The following is a 23815-nucleotide window of genomic DNA, read 5'->3' as shown; positions in this document are numbered from 1 at the left end:
ATGACCCGATGAACGCACCCGAGCTGCGCCTTTCGCAGCTTTCCCACGGCGGCGGCTGCGGCTGCAAGCTGGCCCCGGCGGTCCTGCGCGAGTTGCTGCACGGCCAGCCGGCCGGCCAGATGTTCCCGCAGCTTCTGGTCGGCAACGAGACCGCCGACGATGCCGCCGTCTGGCAGATCGACGACGAGACGGCGGTGATCGCCACCACGGATTTCTTCGTGCCGATGGTGGACGACCCCCACGCCTTCGGCCGCATCGCCGCGGCGAACGCGATCTCCGACATCTACGCGATGGGCGGCCGGCCGATCATGGCGCTGGCGATCCTCGGCATGCCGATCGACCGGCTTCCGGCCGAAACGATCCGCCAGGTGCTGCAGGGCGGCCAGTCGATCTGCGCCGAAGCCGGCATCCCCGTGGCCGGCGGCCATTCCATCGACTCGGTCGAGCCGATCTACGGCCTCGCGGTGATCGGGCTGGTCCATCCGGGCAAGATGCGGCGCAATGCCGATGCGCGGGTCGGGGATTCGCTGATCCTGACCAAGGGCCTCGGCGTCGGCCACTATTCCTCGGCCATCAAGAAGGGGGCGCTGGACGAGGCTGGAATCGCCGAGATGATCGCCTCGACCACGCTCCTCAACCGCATCGGCGTGGAACTGGCGGACGATCCGGCGGTCCACGCGATCACCGACGTGACCGGGTTCGGCATCCTCGGTCACGGGCTGGAGGTCGCGCGGGCCTCGAACGCGAAGCTGATGATCGAGGCGCGCGCCCTGCCGCGCCTGAGCCGCGCGGACGAGCTCGCGCAGGCGGGATTCGTCACCGGCGCCTCGATGCGCAACTGGGCCGCCTACGGCCACGAGGTGACACTGCCCGAGGGCTGCCCCGACTGGCAGCGGGCGCTGCTCTGCGATCCGCAGACCTCGGGCGGGCTGCTGGTGTCGGTAGCCCCCGAGGAAGCCGACGCCTGGGTGCAGCGCATCCGCGACGGGGGTTATCCGCTGGCGAGTATCGTTGGCCGGGTGGAGGAAGGCAGCGGCGTCACCATCGTCTGAACCGCCGCGCCCGCGTCGCCGTCCAGTGGGTATTTGGGCCAGAAAGAAGCCCCGGTGTGCAGACCGCACCTCCGGGGCGACTTCGCGGCTGTCTTCTTTCTGGTGTAAATACCCATGCGGCAGTCCCGCCGGGCGAGACCGGGCCGGTGAGGGCGCGTCAGTCCTTCGCGCGCTCGACGTAGCTGTTGTCTTCGGTGTTGATGACGATGCGCGTGCCCACGCCGATATGCGGCGGCACCATCACGCGCAGGCCGTTATCCACCGTCGCCGGCTTGTAGGACGAGGAGGCCGTCTGCCCCTTCACCACGGGTTCGGTCTCGGTGATCTCGACGGTGATCTTCTGCGGCAGTTCCATCGCGATCGGAACGCCGTTGTAGATCTGCAGGAAGACCCGCATGCCTTCCTGAAGATAGGCCTTCTGATCGCCGATCATGTCGGCCGAGGCGACGACCTGATCGTAGCTTTCCGGCTCCATGAAGTGGTAGCCCTCGCCGTCCTCGTAGAGGAAGTCGTAGCTGCGTTCGTCCACATGCGCGCGTTCGACCTGCTCGGTCGTGCGCCAGCGTTCGCTGACCTTGGTGCCGTCGGAGATGCGGCGCATGTCCACCTGGGTCACGGGCGTGCCCTTGCCGGGGTGGAAGTTCTGGGCGGTCAGCACGACATACAGTCTGTCGTCGATCTCGACCACGTTGCCCTTGCGGAGGCTGGAGGCGATGACTTTCACGGGCGACTTTCTTGCGATCTGGGGATACGTGGCATAATCGGCGCCTTTCCTAGCGCAGCTTGACGGAAATCGCCAGAGATGACTGAAACCCCCTGGTGGGACGCCGCCCGTCATGCCGACCGCCGCCCGCTGCTGCTGGCGCGGGGCCGTATCCGGCGGCGGATCGAGGGCTGGCTGGACGATCAGGGCTTCACGCTGGTCGATCCCGCCGCGCTGGCGATCAGTCCGGGGAACGAGGCGCATCTGCACGGTTTTTCCACCGAGGCCATCGGCAATGACGGGCTGGCGCGGCGTATGTATCTGCACACCTCGCCGGAATTTGCGATGAAGAAGCTGCTGGCGGCCGGGGAAACCCGCATCGCCGCCTTCGCCCATGTCTGGCGCAACCGCGAGCGCGGGCCGCTGCACAGCCCCGAGTTCACCATGCTGGAATGGTATCGGACGGGCGAGCCCTATGACGTGCTGATCGGCGATTGCATGGCGTTCCTGCGGCTGGCGGCGGAAGAAGCGGGGGCGGCGGAAGAAGCGGGGGCGGCGGCGCTACGCTTCCGGGCGGCCACCTGCGATCCCTTTGCCGAACCCGAGCGGCTGTCGGTGGCGGATGCCTTCATGCGCCACGCCGGCATTGACTTGCTGGCGACGGTCGGAACGGACGGCGGCACTGACCGGGACGGGCTTGCGGCTCAACTCGCCGCGTCCGGCATCCGCCATGCCCCGGATGACACCTGGTCCGACCTGATGAGCCGGGTGCTCGTCGAGCGGGTCGAGCCGCATCTCGGCCATGGCCGCGCCACGGTGCTGGACCGCTACCCCGCGCCCGAGGCGGCGCTTGCCCGTCGGGCGGCAGACGATCCGCGCGTGGCCGAGCGGTTCGAGCTTTACGCCTGCGGGGTGGAACTGGCGAACGGCTTCGGCGAGCTCACCAACCCCGCCGAGCAGCGCCGCCGCTTCACGGCCGAGATGGACGAGAAGCAGCGCGTCCATGGCGAGCGCTATCCGGTGGACGAGGATTTCCTTGCCGCGCTGGCCCATATGCCGCCCGCCAGCGGGATCGCGCTGGGTTTCGACCGGCTGGTGATGCTGGCGACCGGCGCGCCCCGGATCGACGACGTGATGTGGACGCCGGTGCCCTGAACGGCCCGTCCACCGCCCCGTTCCGAGCATCCTCACCAGCAGACGCCCCGGCCCATTTCCGGGACAACGGCTGACGGCTTTTCGACCGCCGCCCGCCGCGCTAGAACCGGCGCATGATCGATTATCCCGAACTCGCCGCCCGCATCCGCTCGCTCACCCACGGCGAGACCGACGAGGTCGCGCTGATGGCGACGCTCGCCTGCGAGATCCATCACGCCGACGAGCGCTTCGACTGGACCGGCTTCTACCGCGTCACCGCGCCCGCGCTGCTGAAGATCGGCCCCTATCAGGGCGGGCACGGCTGTCTGGTGATCCCGTTCTCGCGCGGGGTCTGCGGGGCGGCGGCGCGCACCGGGCGGACGCAGCTTGTCCCCCATGTGGACGCATTTCCGGGGCATATCGCCTGCGCCAGCTCGACGAGGTCCGAACTGGTGATCCCCGTCTTCGGCGCGGAGCGCAGGCTGATCGGGGTGCTGGACATCGACAGCAATCGGCCCGACGCTTTCACTGCGGGCGACGCCGCGGCGCTGGAGGCGATTCTGGCCGAGGTCTTCGCCGCCTGCTGACCCGGCGCCATCACGAGCGAGGTTCGCCATGACCCTGACCGCCCAATGCCTCTGCGGCGCGATCCTCGCCACCATCGGGGAAACCTTGCGCCAGCCGACCGCCTGCCATTGCGGTCAGTGCCGGCGCTGGTCGGGCCATGCGTGGGCTTCGGTGTCGGTTCCGCAGGACCGGATCGCCGTCGAGGGAGAGGAGAACCTGCGCTGGTTCCGTTCCTCGGACTCCGCGCAACGGGGGTTCTGCGGTGTCTGCGGCTCGTCCCTGTTCTGGAAAGGCGACGACGGGGACAAGATCGAGATCGCCGCCGGCGCCATCGCCAACCCGACCGGGCTGCGGCTGGAAAGCCATATCTACGTTGCCGACAAGGGCGACTACTACGACATCGCCGATGGTCTTCCGCAATATCCACAGAGTTCCGCCACATGATCTGGGAAACGCTCGCCAATATCCCCGCCGCCCAGCTTCTCGCCTTCGTGACGGCCGGGCTGGTGCTGAATGTCGCGCCGGGGCAGGACGTGTTCTTCGCCAGCGCCTGCGGGGTGCAGGGCGGCCCTCGGGCCGGGGCGCTCGCGGGCGTCGGGGTGGGCCTGGGCGTGGTGTTCCACGTCCTGCTGGCGACGGTGGGCCTTGGCGCGGTGATCGCCCCGCATCCCGAGGCGCTGCGCTTCGTCAAATGGGCCGGTGCGGCCTATCTGCTGTGGCTGGCGTGGAAAAGCTGGACCGCGCCGCCGCCGACCCCCGAGGCGCGGGCGAGCGTGCGGCCGTGGAACATCGTCCGGCGCGGGATGCTGTCGAACCTACTCAACCCCAAGCCGGTGCTGTTCCTGCTGGCCTTCCTGCCGCAGTTCACCAAGCTCGCCTATGGGCCGCTCTGGCAGCAGTTCCTCGGGCTGGGACTGATCTTTGCGTTCACCGGGACGCTGGTGACGATCGGCTATGGCGTGGTCGCCGGGCAGCTCGGGCATATGCTGGGGCGGCATCTGGGCATCCTCAACAAGCTCGCTGCGGTCATGTTCGGGGCGCTGGCCGTGCGGCTGGTTGCGCGCTGAAACCGTGAGCTTCGTCTATCGCCCGACCGAGGCGCAGCCGCGCATCATCCACGACGACGAGCAGATCCTGATCGTGGACAAGCCCGAGGGGCTGCTATCCGTGCCGGGCCGGGGCGAGGACCGCGCCGACTGCCTGATCTCGCGCCTGCGCGCGGCGTTCCCGACCGTGCTGCTGGTGCACCGGCTGGATCTGGACACCTCGGGCGTGATGGTCTTCGCGCTGACGCCCCACGCGCAGCGGCATCTGGGCCAGCAGTTCGAGCGGCGGCAGACCAAGAAATCCTACATCGCCCGGCTGGCGGGGCGGCTGGAGCCGAAAACGGGAACCGTGGACCTGCCGCTGATCGTGGACTGGCCCAACCGGCCCCGGCAGAAGGTGGACCACGATCAGGGCCGCCCGGCGCAGACCGACTGGCGCGTGGTCCGGGCGAGCGATCAGGAAACGCGGGTGCGGCTGTTCCCGCTGACCGGGCGCAGCCATCAGCTGCGGGTGCACATGGCGGCGCTGGGCCATCCGATCCTCGGCGATACGCTTTATGCGGAGGGTCCGGCAGCCGATCATCCCCGGCTGATGCTGCACGCGGAAACGCTGCGGCTGCGGCATCCCGACAGCAACGTCACGATGACGTTTTCCGCCCCCGCGCCGTTCTGAGCGGCGTTGCCAGCGCCGGGCTTCGGGTGCTGTAGTCCGGCTTTCAGCAGGCGAGGCGCTCATGCCGGTCATTCTTTCCCGTCGCGCGATGTTGCAGGGCGCAGCCGCCGCGCTGCTGCCCGTGGGCGCGGCCGCCCAGCCCATGCCGGACTGGGCCGAAACCGCAGCCGGGCTGGAGCAGCTTCACGCGCTGGTCGTGAACCGGGGCGGCAGCCAGCTTTTCGGCCGGGCGTTCCGCGGCCCGCCGCTGGACCGGCCGGTGAACGTCAAGTCGGTGTCCAAGACCATCCTCGCGCTGCTGACCGGCATCGCCATCGACAAGGGCATCCTCACCGGGACGGACCAGCTTGTGCTGCCGCTGTTGGGGCGCTCGCCGACAGGGGATGCTCGCAACGGCCTCACCGTCGGGCATCTGCTGTCGATGCAGACCGGCCTCGCCAGCACCTCGGGGGCGAATTACGGTGCCTGGGTCGCCAGCCGCGACTGGGTCGAAGCCGCGCTGTCCGAGCCCGAGGGCCAGCCCGGCGGGCGCTTCATCTATTCCACCGGCGGCTGGCACGTCCTTGGCGCGGCGCTGTCCCGCGCCAGCGGCGAAAGCCTGCTGGCGCTGGCGCGGGAATGGCTGGGAGAGCCGCTGGACATCCGGATCCCGCCCTGGGTGCAGGACCCGCAGGGCCGCTATCTCGGCGGCAACGAGATGGCGCTGAGCCCGCTGGCGCTGGCGCGGATCGGCGACATGGTGCTGGCCGGCGGGCAGATCGACGGGCGGCGCGTGGTCAGCACGGCATGGCTGCAAACCTCGTGGCAGTCTCGTGCGCGCTCGCCTTTCTCGGGCGATCAATATGGCTATGGCTGGTTCCTGACCCGCTTCGCCGGGCATCAGGCCGCTTACGCGCGCGGCTATGGCGGGCAGATGCTGGTGGTCATCCCCGACCTCGGCGCCAGCATCGCCATCACCTCGGACCCGACCGAGCCTGCCCGCTCCGAAGGGCATTTCGGCGATCTTCGGACGCTGGTGCAGGAGATCGCGGCAGGGCTCAAGCGGGAGTGAATCCCGCTGCTCTGGCCGTTCCGCGGGGTTTGTGGTTGAACAGGCCGCATTTCCCGGAAGGATTCCCGATGCACAGCCCCGCGCCGCTGAAAACGCTTGCCTTCGTGGTGGTCGCAACGACCGCGATCGTCTGCGGCGACACCGCCGGCAAGCTGCTGACGCAGGCCGGGGTGCAGCCGCTGTTCGTGGCGTGGTCGCGCTTCGCGCTGGCGGCGCTGGTGCTGGCGCCGCTGCTGCGCCCCTCGCGGGCAGAGTGGCGCAGCCTGCTCGACTGGCGGCTGATCCTGCGGGCGGCGCTGATCGTCGGCGGCATCTCGTCGATCCTGACGGCGCTGCGGACCGAGCCCATCGCCAACGTCTTCGGCGCGTTCTTCGTCGGCCCGATGGTGGCCTATCTGCTGTCGGCGCTGCTGCTGGGCGAGCGGATCACATGGGTCCGCACCGCGATGCTGGTGCTGGGCTTCGCCGGCGTGCTGCTGGTGGTCCGGCCGGGCGCCGATGTCGGCGGCGGCATGATCTTCGCGCTGCTGGCCGGGACGCTGTATGGCGCCTATCTGACCGCGACGCGCTGGCTGGCGCCGGTCCACCGCTCGTCCTTTCTGCTGGTCTCGCAGCTGGTCATCGGCGGGGTGCTGTTGCTGCCCTTCGGGATCGTCTCGGTCCCGGCCGGGGCGGGCGCGGGCATCTGGGCGCTGGTCGTCGCAAGCTCGGCGGCGTCGGCCTTCGGCAACTACCTGCTGGTGGTGGTGAACCGGACGACGCCCGCCACCGTGTCCGCGCCGCTGATCTATTTCCAGCTCATCTCGGCCACGGTGATCGGGTTTCTCGTCTTCGGCGACTGGCCCGCGCCGGTCGCCTTCGCCGGGTTGGCGCTGATCTTCGCCTCTGGTATCGGCGGCCTCGCGCTCGCGCATCGGCGCGGCGGAGACGCGACACGCCCCCTACCATCCCGCCAGAAGCCTGCCTAAGGTTCCGCCATCTTCATTCCGGGCGGCGGGCACCAGATGGCTGAATTCAAGAAGATCCTGATCGCGAACCGTGGCGAGATCGCCATCCGCGTGCTGCGGGCGGCGAACGAACTCGGCAAGCGCACCGTCGCCGTCTACGCGGAAGAGGACAAGCTGGGCCTGCACCGCTTCAAGGCCGACGAGGCGTATTGCATCGGTCAGGGCCTCGGCCCCGTCGCGGCCTATCTGTCGATCCCCGAGATCATCCGGGTGGCGAAGGAATCCGGCGCCGATGCGGTCCATCCGGGCTATGGCCTCCTGTCCGAGAACCCCGATTTCGTCGATGCCTGCCGCGAGGCCGGGATCACCTTCATCGGCCCGCGCGCCGAGACGATGCGCGCTTTGGGCGACAAGGCCAGCGCCCGGCGCGTGGCCATCGCGGCGGGCGTGCCGGTCATCCCCGCGACCGAGGTGCTGGGAGAGGACTTCGACCTGATCCGCGCCCAGGCCGCCGAGGTCGGCTATCCGCTGATGCTGAAGGCCTCATGGGGCGGCGGCGGGCGCGGGATGCGGCCCATCAACTCGGAAGACGAGCTGGCCGCCAAGGTCCGCGAGGGAAGGCGCGAGGCCGAGGCGGCCTTCGGCAATGGCGAGGGCTATCTGGAAAAGATGATCCTGCGCGCACGCCATGTCGAGGTGCAGCTGCTGGGCGACAACCACGGCGGGCTCTATCACCTTTATGAGCGCGACTGCACCGTGCAGCGGCGCAACCAGAAGGTCGTCGAGCGCGCCCCGGCGCCCTATCTGACGCCCGAGCAGCGGGCCGAGGTCTGCGCGCTGGCGCTGAAGATCGGGCAGGCGGTCGGCTATCAGAACGCCGGCACGGTCGAGTTCCTGATGGATATGGACTCGGACCGGTTCTACTTCATCGAGGTGAACCCCCGTGTTCAGGTCGAGCATACCGTGACCGAGGAGGTCACCGGCATCGACATCGTGCAGAGCCAGATCCTGATCGCCGAAGGTGCGACCCTGGCCAAGGCCACCGGCACCCCCCGGCAGGAGGAGGTCCCCCTTCAGGGCCACGCGCTGCAATGCCGGGTCACGACCGAGGATCCGCTGAACAACTTCATCCCCGATTACGGCCGCATTACCGCCTATCGCTCGGCCACCGGGAACGGCATCCGGCTGGACGGCGGCACGGCTTACGCGGGCGGGGTCATCACCCGCTATTACGATTCGCTGCTGGTGAAGGTGACGGCCCACGCGCAGACGCCGGAAAAGGCGATCGCGCGGATGGACCGGGCCTTGCGCGAGTTCCGGGTGCGGGGCGTTTCGACGAATATCGACTTCGTCATCAACTTGCTCAAGCACCCGACCTTCCTGAACGACACCTACACGACCAAGTTCATCGACACGACGCCGGACCTCTTCACCTTCGGCAAGCGCCGCGATCGGGCGACGCGGATTCTGACCTATCTCGCCGACATCAGCGTGAACGGCCACCCGGAGACCGCCGGCCGCCCGCTGCCCCCCGCGCAGGCCCGCCCGCCGGTCCCGCCCGCGCCGAAGGCCGATCCCGCCCCCGGCACCCGGCAGATGCTGGAGGAGAAGGGCCCGCAGGCGGTGGCCGACTGGATGGCGGCGCAGACGCGGCTGCTTGTCACCGACACCACCATGCGGGACGGGCACCAGTCGCTGCTGGCGACGCGGATGCGGTCGATCGACATGATCCGGGTCGCGCCGACCTATGCCGCGAACCTGCCGCAGCTTTTCAGCGTCGAATGCTGGGGCGGGGCGACCTTCGACGTGGCTTACCGCTTCCTGCAGGAATGCCCGTGGCAGCGGCTGCGCGACATCCGCGCGGCGATGCCGAACATCATGACGCAGATGCTGCTGCGGGCCTCGAACGGGGTCGGCTACACCAACTATCCCGACAATGTGGTGCAGTCCTTCGTGGGCCAGGCGGCGAAATCCGGCGTGGATGTGTTCCGGGTCTTCGACAGCCTGAACTGGGTCGAGAACATGCGCGTCGCCATGGACGCGGTGATCGAGTCGGGCAAGATCTGCGAGGGCGCGGTCTGCTATACCGGCGACATGCTGGACCCGGACAGGGCCAAGTATGACCTGAAATACTACATCCGCACCGCGAAGGAGCTTCGGGACGCGGGGGCGCATGTGCTCGGCCTCAAGGACATGGCCGGGCTGCTGAAGCCCGCGGCGGCGGGGGCGCTGGTCCGGGCGCTGAAGGACGAGGTCGGCCTGCCGATCCATCTGCACACGCACGACACCTCGGGGATGGGCGGGGCGACGATCCTTGCCGCCGCGAGCGCGGGGGTCGATGCCGTGGACTGCGCGATGGATGCGCTGTCGGGCAATACCTCGCAGCCGACGCTGGGCAGCGTGGTCGAGGCGCTGGCGCGGAGCGAGCGGGACACCGGCCTCGCCATCGCCGCGATCCGCGAAATCAGCAATTACTGGGAACGGGTGCGCGAAAACTACGCCGCCTTTGAATCCGGCATGCAGGCCCCCGCGTCCGAGGTCTATCTGCACGAGATGCCGGGCGGCCAGTTCACCAACCTCAAGTCGCAGGCCCGCAGCATGGGGCTGGAGGATCGCTGGCACGAGGTGGCGCAGGCCTATGCCGACGTGAACCGGATGTTCGGGGATATCGTCAAGGTCACGCCGTCGTCCAAGGTCGTGGGCGACATGGCGCTGATGATGGTGGCGCAGGGACTGACGCCCGCGCAGGTGACGGACCCGGCGGTCGAGGTCAGCTTCCCCGATTCCGTCTTGGACATGATGCGCGGCAATCTCGGCCAGCCCCCCGGCGGCTGGCCCGAGGCGTTGCAGCGCAAGGTGCTGAAGGGCGAGCCGCCGATCACGGACCGGCCCGGCGCGCATCTGGAGCCGGTGGACATCGAGGCGGCCCGCGCGAAGCTTTCCGACGAGCTGGAAGGCCGCCGCGTCGATGACGAGGACCTGAACGGCTATCTGATGTATCCCAAGGTCTTCCTCGACTACATGGGCCGGCACCGCACCTATGGCCCGGTCCGCACCCTGCCGACCCGCAACTTCTTCTACGGGATGGAGCCGGGCGACGAGATCACCGCCGAGATCGGTCCCGGCAAGACGCTGGAAATCCGCCTTCAGGCCATCGGCGACACCGACGAGGCGGGCGAGGTCAAGGTGTTCTTCGACCTGAACGGCCAGCCCCGCATCATCCGGGTGCCGAACCGCAAGGCCCGCTCGGCCACCGCCGCGCGGCCCAAGGCGGATGCGGGCAATCCCGACCATGTCGGCGCGCCGATGCCGGGCGTCGTCGCCTCGGTCGCCGTGACGGCGGGGCAGGGGGTGCGGCAGGGAGATTTGCTGCTGACAATCGAGGCGATGAAGATGGAAACCGGCATCCACGCCGACCGCGATGGCACCGTGAAGGCCCTTCACGTCACGCCGGGGGCGCAGATCGACGCCAAGGACCTGATGGTCGAAATCGGGTGAGGGGCTGAATCGGCGGGGCGGTGAAGCCTTTTTACCGCGCGGCGCGTTGGGGGGCGAAACAGACAGGACGCCCTCTCATGCTTCAGATCAGAACGCTTGCCGTGATCCTCGCCTCTGCCGCCGCCGCGACCGCCGCGGCGCGGGCGCTGATGACCCGCACCCCGGTCGGAGTCCAGCCCGTCACCGGCTTCGACGTGAACCGCTACATGGGCGACTGGTTCGAGATCGCCCGCCTGAACCACCGCTTCGAGCGCGGGCTGAGCCACGTCTCGGCCAGCTACAGCCTGAATGACGATGGCACGGTGAAGGTGGTCAACCGGGGCCGGAAGGCCGGGCAGTGGAAGGACATCAAGGGCACCGCGCGTTTTCAGGGCGAACCGGACGTTGCCAGCCTTGCGGTCACGTTCTTCCCCGGATTTCCGGGCGGCTATCACGTGTTCGAGCTGTCGCCGGATTACCGCTGGGCGATGATCGCGGGGCCGAACCGGGGCTATCTGTGGATTCTCTCGCGCGGGAAGACGATGGACGAGGCGACGTATCAGCGGCTCGTCGGGATCGCCCGCGACAAAGGCTATGACGTGGACGGGCTGATCCGCGTCGATCACGGCTGACGGCCTACCAGGCACCCCGGTCGCGCTCCTGATGGGCCCAGAGGAAGCCGACGAAGATCCCCTTGATGAGCCGCAGCAGCGCCAGCGTGATGATGGTGGTGACCCCGCACAGCACCAGCATCAGCGTCAGCGGGTCGGACCGGAACAGCAGCCAGCCGAAGCCGATCAGCGGGATCAGCAGCAGCATGACGATGGTGATGGTGAAGAACGCCGGCCCGTCGGCCGAGCGGAACTCGCCCAGCCTCTCGCCGCAGTTCTCGCACCGGTCCACGACCTTCAGATAACCCGTGAAGACCCGCCCCTCGCCGCAATTGGGGCAGCGGTTCGCGAGGCCGCGCAGCACGGCGGACTTCAGGTCTCGTGCGGGTTGGCTCATGGTCGCGGCCTTTCATGTTCAAGATAGCGGCAGGCGCTGGTCCTTTCGCCCCGGCCTCCATGCGCGGGGCGCGTCAGCGTCGATAGTTGGCCTTTGGCCCGGCGAAGAACCAGGCAATGAGACCCAGCACCGGGAGGATGACGACGATGGCGATCCACAGCAGTTTCCTGCCGCCGGTCGCGTCCGAGTTGATGATCGACGCGATCGCCCACACGTCGAGGGCAAAGACGATCAGGCCGAACAGGCCGCCGAAGAAACTCATGGCAGGGACTCCGGTAAGGGTTCCCTGTTCAACCGGCGGGCGGGATGGCGGTTCCGCCCGGCGCTACAGCACGTAGCGCGACAGGTCCGCCGACCGGGCCAGATCGCCGAGCTGCGATTCGACGAAGGCCGCATCGACGCGCACCTGATCGCCGCCCTTGTCGGGGGCGGTGAAGGACAGTTCCTCGAACACCCGCTCCATCACGGTGTAAAGCCGCCGTGCGCCGATATTCTCGATCGAGGCGTTCACCTCGGCGGCGATCCGGGCCAGCGCCTTGATGCCGTTCTCGGTGAAGGTGACGTCCACCCCCTCGGTCCCCATCAGCGCCGCGTATTGCCGGGTCAGCGCGTTGTCGGGTTCGGACAGGATGCGGACGAAGTCGTCCTCGGTCAGGGCCTTCAGCTCGACCCGGATCGGCAACCGGCCCTGAAGCTCGGGCAGCAGGTCGCTGGGCTTGGCCACGTGGAACGCGCCCGAGGCGATGAAGAGCACGTGGTCGGTGCGGACCGGGCCGTATTTCGTGCTGACGGTCGTGCCCTCGATCAGCGGCAGCAGGTCGCGCTGCACCCCTTCCCGGCTGACCTCGCCGCCGCGGTTGTCGGAGCGGGCGCAGACCTTGTCGATCTCGTCGATGAAGACGATGCCGGACTGTTCCACCGCCGAGATGGCGGCGGCGCGGATCGCCTCGTCGTCCAGCAGCTTGTCGGCTTCCTCGGCGAGCAGCAGGTCGTGGCTGTCGCGCACGGTGGTCTTGCGCCGCACCTTGCGCCCGCCGAATGCCTTCATCAGCCCCGACAGGTCCATCATCCCGCCCATGCCCGGCTGGCCCGGAATCTCCATCCCCAGCGGGTTCGAGTTGTCCTGCACCTCGATCTCGATCACCGTGTCATCCAGCTCGCCGCGCTTCAGCTTGCCGCGGAACATCTCGCGCGTCTGCTCGCGGGCCTGATCTCCGGCCAGCGCGGCGATAACGCGGTCCTCGGCGGCGGCGCGGGCGCGGGCGCGGACCTCGCCGCGCATCCGCTCGCGCGTGTCCACGATGGCGCTGTCCACGAGGTCGCGGATGATCTGTTCCACGTCGCGGCCGACATAGCCGACCTCGGTGAACTTGGTCGCCTCGACCTTGACGAACGGCGCGTTGGCGAGCTTGGCGAGGCGCCGGCTGATCTCGGTCTTGCCGACGCCGGTCGGGCCGATCATCAGGATGTTCTTGGGATAGACCTCGTCGCGCAGGTCATCGGCAAGCTGCTGGCGCCGCCAGCGGTTGCGCATGGCGACGGCGACGGCGCGCTTGGCATCGTCCTGGCCGATGATGAAACGGTCCAGCTCGCTGACGATTTCGCGGGGGGTGAGGTCGGTCATGTCTCGCTCTCTCGGTAATGGCGCATCAGCAGGCAGTCCGGGGTCCGGCCGGGATGCTCGAGGTCCGGGCGGAAGGCGATCTCAGCCATCGATGGTTTCCACGGTCAGGTTGCCGTTGGTGTAGACGCAGATGTCCGCCGCGATCGCCATGGCGCGGCGCGCGACGGTTTCGGCGTCGAGCTCCGTCTCCATCAGCCCCCGTGCGGCGGCGAGCGCGAAGTTCCCGCCCGAGCCGATGGCGGCCACGTCATGCTCCGGCTCCAGCACGTCGCCGGCGCCGGTCACGACATAGACCTGCGCGCCGTCGGTGACGATCAGCATCGCTTCCAGGTTGCGGAGGTATTTGTCCGTGCGCCAGTCCTTCGCCAGCTCGACGCAGGCGCGCTGCAACTGGCCGGGGGCGGATTCGAGCTTCTTCTCCAGCCGCTCCAGCAGGGTGAAGGCGTCGGCGGTCGAGCCGGCGAAGCCCACCACCACGTCGCGCCCGCCGGGCGACAGGCGGCGCACCTTGCGGGCCGTGCCCTTCATCACCGTCTGCCCGACGCTCACCTGCCCGTCGCCCGCAACCACCACGCGGCCGCCGCGGCGCACCGCGAGGATGGTGGTGCCGTGCCAGCCGGGAAACCTGTCGTCAGCCATGAAAACCTCCGTGTTGGGGTCCAGATAGGCGCGGCCCCGGCCTTCCGCAACTGCGCTGGCGGGGCTAGCTTGCGCGCCATGACGGCCCGTCACCTGCGCATCTACCTGGAAGATCCGATGCTTGCGGATTCGCGGGCCGGGCGGTTCAATTTCATGAACGTGCTGGCGGCGGCGGTGCGCGAGGCGGGCTGGACGGTCGAGTTCCTGCCCACCGGCCCCATGGCCCGCGCGGCCGCGCCGCTGCGGGGCGGCTACGCGCTGTTTCACATGGAGCAACCGACCCACGACCGCGCCCTGACCTTCCGCCGCGCCTATCACTATCCGTTCTGGTCCATCGAGCCGGTGGCCGAACGCTGGCGCTTCGCAGTGGCGCAGGCGCGGTTCGATCCCGATGAGGTGCAGGCCGGGCAGGCGGCGTCCTTCGCCGATCGCCTGCGCGCACGCGTGCTGCCCGGCCCCGCGCCGGCGCGGGGCGAAATCGTGCTGGTGCCGCTGCAAGGCCATATCCGCCGCCGCCGGTCCTTTCAGACGATGAGCCCGCTGGACATGCTGGACCGCGTCTGCGCCACCGGCCGTCCGGTCGTGGCAACACTGCACCCGCGCGAACGGCTGGACTATGCCGACCATGCCGCGCTGGAGCGGCTGGCCGGACGGCACCCGAACCTGATCATCGGCGGCGACACGGCGGCGATCCTGAGGGATTGCGCCTTCGTCGCCACACAGAACAGTTCGGTCGCCTTCGACGGCTATTTGCTCGGCAAGCCCGCCGTGCTGTTCGGACAGATCGACTTCCACCACATCGCGCTGAACGTTGCAGAGCTCGGCGCCGAGGCGGCGCTCGCCGCCGCGCCGGATCACGCGCCGGATTTCGACCGCTACCTGTTCTGGTTCCTGCAGATGCAGGCGATCAACGCCACCCGCCCGGACGCGCCGGACCGCATCCGCGCGGCCATGAGAAAGGGCGGCTGGCCGATCTGACCGCCGCCCTTTCGTCGCAATCCGAAGGGATCAGACGTTCTCGTCGATCCAGGCCTTCAGCGAGGCTTTCGGCGCCGCGCCGGTCTTGTTCGACACGACCTGCCCGTCCTTGAACAGGAACAGCGCCGGGATGCCGCGCACGCCAAGCTGGGCGGGGGCGTCGGGGTTCTCGTCCACATTGACCTTCACGATCTTCACCTTCCCGGCATATTCGTCGGAAAGCTCTTCCAGCGCCGGGCCGATCTGGCGGCAGGGGCCGCACCATTCGGCCCAAAAATCGACGATGACGGGGGTGTCGGACTGGCGCACGACGCTGTCGAAATCGGCGTCGGAGGCTTTCAGCGTTGCCATGGGGGGCTCCTGTCTTGGAATGGGATGTTGCCCAACAGCTATGGACCGGCCCCCGCGGGGTCAAGACCGCCAGCCCGGCGCAAGGCCCCATCCAGCAGCGGCGCGGGCAGGTCCATGAGCGAGCGGGTGCGGGTCCACAGCACCGCCGCCTCGATCCGCCGCCCCGGATAGATCAGCGCCAGCGCGGCGCGATAGGCGGCCATCTGGCGCAGGATGCCATCCGGGACGTCCTCGGGGCGGGCGGGCACCTGCGCGTTCGACTTGTAGTCGATGGCGAGCACCCGGTCCGGCTGCACCACCAGCCGGTCGATCGTCCCGGCCAGGGGACCGATGCCGGGCAGGTCGGCGGCCAGCGGCACCTCGCGCAGCACGGTCGCGCCTGCGGGGGTGACGACGGCGGCCAGATCCTCTGCGCCGATGATCGCGCCCGCCTCGTCCAGCAGCGCGGCGAGCGCCTGGTTGTCCGGCAACCCGCCCTCGGCCCCGGCGAGCGCCGCCCGCGCGACCGAGGGCCAGGTGGCAGGATCGCGTCCCGGCAGTTCCTCCAGCAGCAGATGCAGCCGCGTTCCGGCCAGCATCGCGGCCTGCCGGTCGGCGTCGTCCATCGACCCCAGCGCCTTCGCCCCGCCAAGCGCCGTCGCCGCCACCCGCGCGGCGGGGCGGTCGGGCTTCGCGGGCGTGGCCGTCGCCCAGCCGGGCAGGGCGGGCGGCTCGGCCCTGGGCTTGCCCTCACTGGCAACCGCCACCGCGGGCCAGTCGCCGAAGGACAGCCGCCGCGCGGTGCCGACGCCGTCGATCTCCACGTCGGCCGAGGCCAGCCCCTCGGCCCGCCCCATCCCCGTGTCCATCATCGCGTGCCAGCTGTCGTCGCCGATGCCGGTATTCCCGGCCGCCGCCACGATCAGCCAGCTTTCCGCCCGCGTCAGCGCCACATAGAGCAGGCGCCGGTTCTCCTCCTCGCGCCGCTCGGCCTCGGCGCCGATCCAGTCCGCGACGAATTCCGGCCGTTCGTCCTTGCGCCCGCGCCAGATGGCGGGCGGCCCTTCGGGCGGCGTCAGCGCGGCGGAATCGTCGCGAGGGGAGCGCTTGGCCGTGTCGGGCAGGATCACGATCGGGCTTTCCAGCCCCTTAGAGCCGTGAACCGTCATCACCCGGATCAGCCCCTCGCCCTCGCCCGCCGCGCCCGGCTGGCGGCGCACCTCGGCGTCGTCCTCGGCCAGCCAGACGAGGAAGCCGGTGAGCGAGGGCACCTCGGCCTGCTCGTAGGTCAGCGCCTGCGACATCAGCGCGTCGATCCCGTCCTCGGCCTCGTGCCCCAGCCGGGCGATCAGCCGCATACGCCCGCCGTGGCGGATCAGCAGCCGCGCCATCAGATCATGCGGGCGCAGGAAATCGGCCTGCCCCTGCAGGTCGGCCAGCAGATCGACGGCGGCGCGGTGTTCCGGCGCATCCCGCAGCGCGGGCCAGAGCCGCCCCTTGCGCGGCGCGGCGAGGCGGTAAAGCTGATCCTCGGTCAGCCCGAACAGCGGCGAGCGCAGGGCGGTCGCCAGCGACAGGTCATCCTCGGGCGTCGCCAGGAAGGACAGCACGGCGCGGATGTCGCGCACGGCCATCTCGGCGGCCAGCTTCAGCCGGTCGGCCCCCGCGACCGGCAGGCCATGCGCCTTGAGCGCCCGGATCAGTTCGGGGAACAGTGCGCTGCGCCGCTGGACGAGGATCAGGATGTCGCCCGCGCGGATCGGGCGAACCCTGGCCTCGCGCACCGCAAAGATCGGCTGCCCGCGCATCGCCGCGATCTGCCGCGCGACCGCTTCGGCCAGCACGGTTTCCGCCGAGTTCGGCGCGGGCGCATCGACCGGCGCGCGCCAGTCGCCCGGTTCGGCCTTTTCGGGCTGTGGCACGGCGGGCCACAGATCGACGCGGCCCGGCAGATCGCGCTGGAAGGGGATATGGTGCGGCGACACGCCCAGACCCCGCGCCGCATCGCCCGAAAACACCGCATCCACCACCGACAGGATCGCGGGCGAGGACCGGAACGAATGCTCCAGCGCCGCCCGCTGCATCGGTGGGTCCAGCACCGAGAACGCCGCCTCGAACCCCTCGCGCCGCTTCTCGAACACGGCGATGTCGGCCCCCTGGAAGGAATAGATCGACTGCTTGGGATCGCCCACCACGAACAGCGTCCGCTGGTCGCCCCGCGCCCCCGCGCCGGCCGTGAATTCGTCCGTCAGCCGCTGGATCACCTGCCACTGGCCGGGCGAGGTGTCCTGCGCCTCGTCCACGAGGATATGGTCGATGCCGCCATCCAGCCGGAACAGCACCCATTGCGCCATCGTGGAATCCGACAGCAGCCGCGCGGTGCGGGTGATGAGGTCGTCGAAATCCAGCCAGCCATGCGCCTGCTTGGCGGATTCGTAGCGGGCGCAGAAGTCGTGCCCGAAGTCCTGCAACGCCAGCGTGCGGCGGGCGTGTTCCAGCGCGATCCGCGTGGTCCGGGTGGATTCGACACGGCCCATCAGGTCGATGAGGTCGTCCATCAGGTCGGCGCAGTGGCCCTTTTGCAGCGCCTTCGTCGGGAACGAATCGATCTTGGCCGTGAACGGCTCCTTCGCGCTGCTGCCGGTCAGAAGCGTGGCTTCCAGAATCGCGATCTCGGCCAGTCCGGGCGAATCCCAGCGCCCCGCTTCCAGCTTCTTCGCGGCCTTCAGGTCGTTCGCGCTGCTCCCCAGCAGATGCGGGATCATCGCCGCGATCACGGTGCAGTCGCCATCCGGGAACACCCGCGCCAGCAGGTCGTCGGCGCAGAAGCCGTCCGTCAGCCCCGCCTGCGTCCAGATCGTGTTCGAGCAGGGCGGGTGGTCGAAATCGCGTAGCCCGGCGAGGAAACGGTCCAGCCGGTCCTCGCTCAGCAGCATGGCGAGACCCGCAAGGCTGGCGACCCCGTCCTGCGCCATCGTCTCCAGTATCTCGGCCCGGAGGTTGGCGCCCGAGCGTTCGTCGAGTTCGGAAAACCCGTGCGGCACCCCGGCTTCCAGCGGAAAGCGGCGCAGGACGGCGGCGCAGAAGCTGTGGATGGTCTGGACCTTCAGCCCGCCCGGCGTCTCGATCGCCTGCGCGAACAGCCGCCGCGCCGCCCGCAGATCGGGGGCGATGACGCCGAGCTGGTGCAGTTCCTTCGTCAGCTCGGCATCGGGCAGCATCGCCCAGCCCCCCAGCCGCGACAGCAGCCGGTTCTGCATCTCGGACGCGGCGGCCTTGGTGTAGGTCAGGCACAGGATGCGTTCGGGGCGGGTGCCGTCCAGCAGCAGTCGCGCCACCCGGTCGGTCAGCACGCGCGTCTTGCCGGAGCCCGCGTTGGCGGTCAGCCAGGTCGAGCGTCCCGGATCGGCCGCCTTGCGCTGGGCGCGGGTGGCGTCGTCGATGCCGGCATCCGGCTTGCCCATGTCATCCATCGCCGCCGACCTTCTCTGGCTGCCCCGCATCGGCCAGCGTCCATTCGCCGTAGCGGGAAATCCCGTCGTAATCGCTCGCGTCCGTCCGGTTCTGCATCGCCGCGCGGGCGGTGAAGCCCTTGCCGCCGGCCAGATAGGCCGAGATCAGCGCCACGAAGCCGTCCCATGTCTCGGCGATCAGCTCGGGCGAGCAGTTGCGCGCCTTCGTCTCGCCTTCGCCGCCGAGCCGGATATAGCTCATGCCCGACACGTCGCGCTTGTCGCCAAGGGCACCGCGCTGGACCAGCGCCGCTTCCAGCGGCAACTGCTTGTCGAACTGCCTGATCTGCGGGTCGGTCGGCAGCGAGCCGGACTTGTAGTCATAGACATGCGCCGTGCCATCCTTGAGGTGGTCGATGCGGTCGGGTTTCGCCGTCAGGCGGAAGCCCAATCCGGCAATTTCATGGCTGTGCCGCTCCTCCATCACGGCCGGGGTGCCGTCCTTCAGCCGCGCATGCTCGTCGGCGGCCAGCCGGTCCGCGATCCGGGCGATCCGCGCCCGCCAGAACAGCCGCATGGCAGGCCAGGGCACGTCGCGGGCCAGCACCTTGTCGGTCGCGGCCAGCAGCCGCTCGCGCAGCATCTCGGGGCTTTCCAGCGGCGAGGGGAGCGGGCTCAGGAAGCTGCGCACGATCTCGTGCAGGACGTTGCCGCGCTCCGCCGCGTCGGGTTCTGGCCGCAGCGGGTCGAGCGCGCGCAGCCGCAGGATCTTGTCGGCATAGATCGCATAAGGATCGCGGATCAGCCGCGAGACGCCCGTGACCGACAGATCCTTCAGCGACCGCGGCGGCGGGATGGGCGAGGGGCGCGGCTGCGGCGGCACCGGTTCGGGCGGCGTGCGGAGCTGCCGGGCGAGGTCCAGCCAGACCTGTCCTCGGGCCAGCATTGCCGCCAGCGCCTCGGGGCCGTGCTGGTCGCCTGAAAGCCCCCGGATCAGGTTCACCAGCCGGTTGAGCCAGCGCGAGGGCACCGTTTCGGCTTCTGCATTGCGGCGGGCGCGGGTCAGGATCACTTGGGTAGCCGACAGTCCGATCTGGAAGTCGTGCGCGCCAAGGCCGATCCGCCGTTCCGGCAGGGTCAGCCCCGCCTGCGCCCGCATCTGCCGGCTGAGCCACGGATCGGGCGCCAGCGCCTGCGGCCACGCGCCCTCGTTGAGTCCGGCGAGAATGACGAGGCCCACCGCCTCGGTCCGCGCCTCGCGCGGGCCGCGGAACCGGATCAGCGAATGAGCGGCCACGTCCTGCCGCACCGCCTGCGCCTGCATCTGATCGGTCAGCAGGTCGGCGTAGTCGCGCGCCGTCGCCGCGGGTCCCAGCGGCGCGTGTTCGGCCATGTGGTCCATGACGGCGCGGGCAAGCTCGCCCGGCCGTTCGGCCCATAGTTCCGACGCCGCCGCGTCGCCCTGCGGCCCGGCGGCCAGGGCCTCGGCCAACGCGCGATGGTCGGCAAGCCTGCCCTCCAGCGGACGCGGCGCGCGGTCGGTGGCAAGCGGGGCCATCCGGTCCAGCATCGCGGCGACCCAGCCCGACCAGATCAGCCGGTCCGGGTCGGGTGCGTCGGTGCCGCGCCTGTTGCGCTCGCCCCATTTGAGCAGGCTGGCGCCATCGGGAAAGGCGGGCCCGTTGCGGCGCAGCTCAAGCTCCAGCTCGCGGGTCTGCAGCAGATGCCGGTTGCGCGGGATGACGGTGCTACCCGTGGCGGTCAGCGGATGCTTCAGGATCACCAGCAGCCGGTCGATCGTCAGCGGCTGCCCGAACAGCGCCGCGACATGGCGCAGGAACAGCCCCGCGGCGGTCAGCGGCAGCGGCTGGCCGGCGCTGTCGTCGGGGATCAGCCGCCAGCGGTCCAGCGCCGCCTGCACCCGCCGCGTCAGGCTGCGGTCCGAGGCGATCAGCGTCACCGGCTCGCCCCGCTCGACCGCGCCCCGGATCAGCAGGGCGATGGCGTCGGCCTCGTCGGCGGGCTGGTCGGCCTCGATCAGCGTCAGCCGCTCGGTGGCGGGAAGCAGATCGCCCAGCGAGGGCCCCTCCGCCACCCATTGGTCCGTGACCGGCGCGGGGCGGAGCGCGAGCGAGATCAGCCTTTCCCGCGCCGGGTCCGGCGCCGGCGCATCGGCCCACGGGCGCGGCATCCCGAACTGACGCACCAGCGGCGCGAAGCGGGCCTGCGGGTGGTCGTCGGCGGGCTCGGCCGTGTCCAGCCGGTCCCAGATCGCGGCGGGGGTTGCGAAATCGAAGCCCGGCACCACCACCGCGCCGTTCGGCAGCCCCGCGACCGCCTGCATGAACAGCCGCGTTCCCCCGTGCGAGCCGGTGGAGCCTGCGACGATCACCGGCCCGTCCGGCAGGTTGCGGCCCGCCGCCCAGCCAGCGGCCAGCCGCTCGGCGGCGCGGCGCTGGCGGGCTTCGCGGTCCACCGTCGGGCCGGAGAGGTGAAACCCCGCCGCGATCCGCAGGAAGGCCAGCGCGCGCTGCCAGTGGATCGCGTGGTCCCCCGTCTCGATCCGGTCCAGCGCGTCCGCGCCCAGCCCTTCGGACTGCATCTCGGCCATCAGGTCTGACAGCGAGGCGGCGAGTTCCGGCACGCTCTGACCGGGGCGGGCCTCGGGCGGCACCGCCTCAATCAGCCGCGCAAGCTGCATCCGGCGGGCGAGCGGGGCGGCAAGCGGCTTCTCGGCCCCCTCGGCGCCCAGATCGGCCAGCAGCCGCAGCCGGGGCAGCAGCAGCGGCCCGCGCACCTCGAACGCGGCGCGAAGTGCGGTCAGGGTGCGGCCGGAATTTGCGTAAATGGTGACGCGCGCCAGCGCCTCGGGCGGCTGGTCCGCCATCCGCGCCAGCAGGCCACCCGCGAAGGCGGAAGCGAAGTCGGCGCCGGGCGGGACGGCGTAGAGGCCCGAGAACTCAGCCATGGGCCAGCAGCGCCTCGGCCAAGGGGATGCAGTCGGGGCGGCCCACGTCGCACCAGCCGCCCGGATGGACGATGCCGTAGGCGCGCCCGTCCGCGATCAGCAGATTCCAGAGAAGGTTGAGCGAGAACACCTCGGCCTCGATCCCGGCCAGCCGGTCGGTGCGGATGATCTGCGCGCCGCCATAGACGAAATCGCCCTGCCGGGCGATCCGGCCCGCATGGTCCAGCGAGAAATCCCCGCCGCCGACCCGCCCATGCGCGGCGCCCACCGGCACCAGCATCAGCAGCGTGTCCATGCGCCCGCCGTCCCATGCCGCGCGCAGGGCCGCGACCGGGTTCGGCCCGGTCCAGACCACATCGGGGTTGAGCGTGATCACAGGCCCGTCCCCCAGCAGCGGCAGCGCCTTGCGCAGGCCGCCGCCGGTTTCCAGCAGGGCGGGCTCGTCCGAAATGGCGATGTCGCGCCCGTCCAGATGGGCGGCGATCTGCCCGCCCAGATGATGCGTGTTCACCACGATCCGCCGCGCGCCGCCCGCGCGGCCCAGATCCAGCGCCCGGTCCAGCAGGGTGCGGCCCGCGACGGGGATCAGCGGCTTGGGGGTCGTGTCGGTCAGGGGGGCCATCCGCGTCCCCTTTCCGGCGGCGAACAGCATCATGGCGTCGGGCTGGCGCATCGGGCACGGATCCTTTCGATGATGGCCTCGGACGGGCCGGGGATGCCGTCCAGCGCCGCCCGCAACGGTTCCAGCGCCGGGTGCGAGACGTCGCGCTGTATCGCGGCCCAGACGCGGGGCATGAAGTCGAGATAGCGGGGCTTGCCGTCCCGGATGCAGAGGCGGGTGAAGATGCCCATGATCCGCAAGCCCCGCTGCGCCCCCAGCAGCGCATAGGCGGCGGCGAAGCGGTCCGGGTCCGCCCCGGTCGCTGCCGCGTAGCGGGCGAGGCAGGCGGCCTCGGTCGCCGCGTCGATGTCGCGGCGAGCGTCCTGCAGCAGCGACACGAGATCGTAGGCCGGATGCACCGCCACCGCGTCCTGGAAATCCAGCAGGCCGAGGCTGCCATCGTCCAGCAGGACGATATTCTCGGCATGAAAGTCCCGTAGCCCGGTCACAGGCGGCGTGTCGGCGCAGAGCCGGTCCCACAGCGCGGCGATGGCGGGGGCGCCGCCCGCGCCGCCCTGCCGGCCTGTCGCCGGGACATACCAGTCGGCGAACAGCCCGACCTGCGCCGCCAGTTCCGGCCCGTCGAGCGGAGGGGCGAAGCCGGGCGGCGGATGCTGGCCCAGTCCGGCCAGCAGGTCGGTGATCCGCGCGTAAAGCGCGCCGGTCCGGTCAGGATCGTCCCGCAACACCCGCGCGATCAGCCGGTCGCCCAGATCTTCCATCAGCAGCAGCCCGTCGGCGATATCCTGCGCGAGGATCTCGGGCGCGTGAAGGCCGCGCGTCCGCAGCCAGTCGGTCATCGCGAGATAGCGCGGCACGCTGCCCGGCGGCGGGTCGTCCATCAGCACCGCGCGGCGCCCCACGTCCGACAGTCGGAAATAGCGGCGGGTCGAGGCATCGCCCGCCAGCGGGGCCAGCCGGGCCGTGGACCAGCCGGCGCCATGCAGGAAGGTAGCGATCTGCACGATCCGGGCGATGCTCGGCCATCGGGCCGGATCGCCGGCCAGCACGATTTCGCGGCGCTCCGACGCAGTCTCGCGCAGGGCGACGGTCAGCGCACCGGGCGGCGGCGCGCCCAGCCGGTCGGGCCATTCGATCAGCGTGATCGCGTCCGGCAGCGCCTCGTCGAGGCCAAGCTCGACCAGTTCCGAGGGGTCGGTCAGGCGGTAGAGATCGGCATGCCAGATCTCGGTGCCCGCCGCGTCGGCATAGGTCTGGACGATGGTGAAGGTCGGGCTGGGCACGTCCTCGGCCAGATCGCCCTGCCGGGCGCGGATCAGGGCGCGGGCGAAATGGGTCTTGCCGGCGCCCACCGGACCATCCAGCAACAGACAGTCGCCCGCTCGCAGGACGGCGGCGAGGGTCCGGGCGAGGCCAGCGGTCAGCGCCTCGTCGGCGTCGGGGATGCGGGCCAGGACGGGGTGGGCGGAGGGCATGGTCATCGGGGTGCAACCTAGCCGCTGGCCGCTGTCCGGGGAAGGGGCGGGCGCCCGAAGCGGTCGCTG

General features: G+C 70.2%; 21 protein-coding genes. 11 read left to right on the top strand and 10 right to left on the bottom strand.

The genetic code is table 11. The features are described 5' to 3' along the window. The first annotated feature begins 8 nt into the window (after positions 1-8). The gene (gene selD / locus KTN05_RS04510; protein WP_217328192.1) at positions 9-1052 is read left to right on the top strand and encodes a selenide, water dikinase SelD; all 1044 of its coding nucleotides are present in this window, start codon (positions 9-11) and stop codon (positions 1050-1052) included. Between the two features lie 157 nt (positions 1053-1209). Here selD and efp read toward each other — a convergent pair whose 3' ends face one another. After that, positions 1210-1776, bottom strand: coding sequence for an elongation factor P (gene efp, locus KTN05_RS04505; RefSeq protein WP_217328191.1), 567 nt, complete (start codon positions 1774-1776; stop codon positions 1210-1212). A gap of 78 nt (positions 1777-1854) precedes the next feature. Between efp and epmA the strand changes: the two genes are divergently transcribed. The 9 genes from epmA (at position 1855) to KTN05_RS04460 (ending at position 11282) form a co-directional block, all read left to right on the top strand. Continuing rightward, a complete protein-coding gene (epmA, locus tag KTN05_RS04500) occupies positions 1855-2910 on the top strand; it encodes an EF-P lysine aminoacylase EpmA (protein ID WP_217328190.1) in 1056 nt (351 codons plus the stop codon). A gap of 113 nt (positions 2911-3023) precedes the next feature. Continuing rightward, entirely contained in the window at positions 3024-3476 is a 453-nt protein-coding gene (locus KTN05_RS04495) for a GAF domain-containing protein (RefSeq protein WP_217328189.1), read from the top strand. 28 nt (positions 3477-3504) lie between these two features. Next, positions 3505-3900 (top strand): GFA family protein, encoded by a 396-nt coding sequence (locus KTN05_RS04490; protein ID WP_217328188.1) that lies wholly within the window; start codon positions 3505-3507, stop codon positions 3898-3900. Further along, positions 3897-4523, top strand: coding sequence for a LysE family translocator (locus tag KTN05_RS04485; RefSeq protein ID WP_217328187.1), 627 nt, complete (start codon positions 3897-3899; stop codon positions 4521-4523). Before KTN05_RS04490 ends, KTN05_RS04485 begins: the two co-directional genes overlap by 4 nt. A gap of 4 nt (positions 4524-4527) precedes the next feature. After that, entirely contained in the window at positions 4528-5175 is a 648-nt protein-coding gene (locus tag KTN05_RS04480) for an RluA family pseudouridine synthase (RefSeq protein ID WP_371823272.1), read from the top strand. A gap of 61 nt (positions 5176-5236) precedes the next feature. Beyond that, complete coding sequence (locus tag KTN05_RS04475; RefSeq protein ID WP_217328185.1) at positions 5237-6226, top strand: serine hydrolase; 990 nt, start codon at positions 5237-5239, stop codon at positions 6224-6226. A gap of 68 nt (positions 6227-6294) precedes the next feature. Then, positions 6295-7194 carry a DMT family transporter gene (locus tag KTN05_RS04470; RefSeq protein ID WP_217328184.1) on the top strand — a complete coding sequence of 300 codons (900 nt, stop codon included), beginning with the start codon at positions 6295-6297 and terminating at the stop codon, positions 7192-7194. 36 nt (positions 7195-7230) lie between these two features. Beyond that, positions 7231-10671, top strand: coding sequence for a pyruvate carboxylase (locus tag KTN05_RS04465; protein WP_217328183.1), 3441 nt, complete (start codon positions 7231-7233; stop codon positions 10669-10671). Positions 10672-10748: 77 nt separating this feature from the next. After that, positions 10749-11282 (top strand): lipocalin family protein, encoded by a 534-nt coding sequence (locus KTN05_RS04460; protein WP_217328182.1) that lies wholly within the window; start codon positions 10749-10751, stop codon positions 11280-11282. Positions 11283-11286: 4 nt separating this feature from the next. Here the strand turns inward: KTN05_RS04460 and KTN05_RS04455 are convergent, their stop codons facing one another. From KTN05_RS04455 to hslV, 4 genes are all read right to left on the bottom strand, one after another. Next, positions 11287-11658: a DUF983 domain-containing protein gene (locus tag KTN05_RS04455; protein ID WP_217328181.1), complete on the bottom strand. Its 372-nt coding sequence runs from the start codon at positions 11656-11658 to the stop codon at positions 11287-11289. A gap of 73 nt (positions 11659-11731) precedes the next feature. Then, on the bottom strand, positions 11732-11920 hold the full coding sequence (locus KTN05_RS04450; RefSeq protein WP_217328180.1) for a PLD nuclease N-terminal domain-containing protein: 189 nt from the start codon (positions 11918-11920) through the stop codon (positions 11732-11734). Positions 11921-11983: 63 nt separating this feature from the next. Then, positions 11984-13282, bottom strand: coding sequence for an ATP-dependent protease ATPase subunit HslU (gene hslU, locus KTN05_RS04445; RefSeq protein WP_217328179.1), 1299 nt, complete (start codon positions 13280-13282; stop codon positions 11984-11986). Positions 13283-13363: 81 nt separating this feature from the next. Next, on the bottom strand, positions 13364-13921 hold the full coding sequence (hslV, locus tag KTN05_RS04440; RefSeq protein ID WP_217328178.1) for an ATP-dependent protease subunit HslV: 558 nt from the start codon (positions 13919-13921) through the stop codon (positions 13364-13366). 78 nt (positions 13922-13999) lie between these two features. On the opposite strand from hslV, the gene KTN05_RS04435 reads away from it, so the two are divergent. Beyond that, positions 14000-14899 carry a hypothetical protein gene (locus KTN05_RS04435; RefSeq protein WP_217328177.1) on the top strand — a complete coding sequence of 300 codons (900 nt, stop codon included), beginning with the start codon at positions 14000-14002 and terminating at the stop codon, positions 14897-14899. 30 nt (positions 14900-14929) lie between these two features. Here KTN05_RS04435 and trxA read toward each other — a convergent pair whose 3' ends face one another. Genes trxA through tsaE form a run of 5 tightly spaced genes read right to left on the bottom strand, consistent with a single transcriptional unit; the run spans position 14930 to position 23752 of the window. Next, complete coding sequence (gene trxA / locus KTN05_RS04430) at positions 14930-15250, bottom strand: thioredoxin (RefSeq protein WP_217328176.1); 321 nt, start codon at positions 15248-15250, stop codon at positions 14930-14932. Positions 15251-15288: 38 nt separating this feature from the next. Beyond that, a complete protein-coding gene (gene addA, locus KTN05_RS04425) occupies positions 15289-18702 on the bottom strand; it encodes a double-strand break repair helicase AddA (RefSeq protein ID WP_254367984.1) in 3414 nt (1137 codons plus the stop codon). After that, positions 18695-21649, bottom strand: coding sequence for a double-strand break repair protein AddB (addB, locus tag KTN05_RS04420; protein WP_217328175.1), 2955 nt, complete (start codon positions 21647-21649; stop codon positions 18695-18697). The genes addA and addB overlap by 8 nt, the downstream gene beginning before the upstream one ends. Continuing rightward, positions 21642-22322: a nucleotidyltransferase family protein gene (locus tag KTN05_RS04415; RefSeq protein ID WP_217328174.1), complete on the bottom strand. Its 681-nt coding sequence runs from the start codon at positions 22320-22322 to the stop codon at positions 21642-21644. The genes addB and KTN05_RS04415 overlap by 8 nt, the downstream gene beginning before the upstream one ends. Next, positions 22301-23752: a tRNA (adenosine(37)-N6)-threonylcarbamoyltransferase complex ATPase subunit type 1 TsaE gene (gene tsaE, locus KTN05_RS04410; protein ID WP_217328173.1), complete on the bottom strand. Its 1452-nt coding sequence runs from the start codon at positions 23750-23752 to the stop codon at positions 22301-22303. Before tsaE ends, KTN05_RS04415 begins: the two co-directional genes overlap by 22 nt. Positions 23753-23815: the final 63 nt, after the last annotated feature.

It is taken from the genome of Paracoccus sp. Z118 (assembly GCF_019061185.1).
Classification (GTDB): domain Bacteria; phylum Pseudomonadota; class Alphaproteobacteria; order Rhodobacterales; family Rhodobacteraceae; genus Paracoccus.
This window is presented reverse-complemented; position numbering and strand designations above follow the sequence as displayed.

Coding starts and splice junctions, on each gene's coding strand:
- selD (WP_217328192.1), top strand. CDS start 9: ATGAACGCACCCGAGCTGCGCCTTTCGCAGCTTTCCCACGGCGGCGGC.
- epmA (WP_217328190.1), top strand. CDS start 1,855: ATGACTGAAACCCCCTGGTGGGACGCCGCCCGTCATGCCGACCGCCGC.
- KTN05_RS04495 (WP_217328189.1), top strand. CDS start 3,024: ATGATCGATTATCCCGAACTCGCCGCCCGCATCCGCTCGCTCACCCAC.
- KTN05_RS04490 (WP_217328188.1), top strand. CDS start 3,505: ATGACCCTGACCGCCCAATGCCTCTGCGGCGCGATCCTCGCCACCATC.
- KTN05_RS04485 (WP_217328187.1), top strand. CDS start 3,897: ATGATCTGGGAAACGCTCGCCAATATCCCCGCCGCCCAGCTTCTCGCC.
- KTN05_RS04475 (WP_217328185.1), top strand. CDS start 5,237: ATGCCGGTCATTCTTTCCCGTCGCGCGATGTTGCAGGGCGCAGCCGCC.
- KTN05_RS04470 (WP_217328184.1), top strand. CDS start 6,295: ATGCACAGCCCCGCGCCGCTGAAAACGCTTGCCTTCGTGGTGGTCGCA.
- KTN05_RS04465 (WP_217328183.1), top strand. CDS start 7,231: ATGGCTGAATTCAAGAAGATCCTGATCGCGAACCGTGGCGAGATCGCC.
- KTN05_RS04460 (WP_217328182.1), top strand. CDS start 10,749: ATGCTTCAGATCAGAACGCTTGCCGTGATCCTCGCCTCTGCCGCCGCC.
- KTN05_RS04455 (WP_217328181.1), bottom strand. CDS start 11,658: ATGAGCCAACCCGCACGAGACCTGAAGTCCGCCGTGCTGCGCGGCCTC.
- KTN05_RS04450 (WP_217328180.1), bottom strand. CDS start 11,920: ATGAGTTTCTTCGGCGGCCTGTTCGGCCTGATCGTCTTTGCCCTCGAC.
- hslU (WP_217328179.1), bottom strand. CDS start 13,282: ATGACCGACCTCACCCCCCGCGAAATCGTCAGCGAGCTGGACCGTTTC.
- hslV (WP_217328178.1), bottom strand. CDS start 13,921: ATGGCTGACGACAGGTTTCCCGGCTGGCACGGCACCACCATCCTCGCG.
- KTN05_RS04435 (WP_217328177.1), top strand. CDS start 14,000: ATGACGGCCCGTCACCTGCGCATCTACCTGGAAGATCCGATGCTTGCG.
- trxA (WP_217328176.1), bottom strand. CDS start 15,250: ATGGCAACGCTGAAAGCCTCCGACGCCGATTTCGACAGCGTCGTGCGC.
- addA (WP_254367984.1), bottom strand. CDS start 18,702: ATGGATGACATGGGCAAGCCGGATGCCGGCATCGACGACGCCACCCGC.
- addB (WP_217328175.1), bottom strand. CDS start 21,649: ATGGCTGAGTTCTCGGGCCTCTACGCCGTCCCGCCCGGCGCCGACTTC.
- KTN05_RS04415 (WP_217328174.1), bottom strand. CDS start 22,322: ATGCGCCAGCCCGACGCCATGATGCTGTTCGCCGCCGGAAAGGGGACG.
- tsaE (WP_217328173.1), bottom strand. CDS start 23,752: ATGACCATGCCCTCCGCCCACCCCGTCCTGGCCCGCATCCCCGACGCC.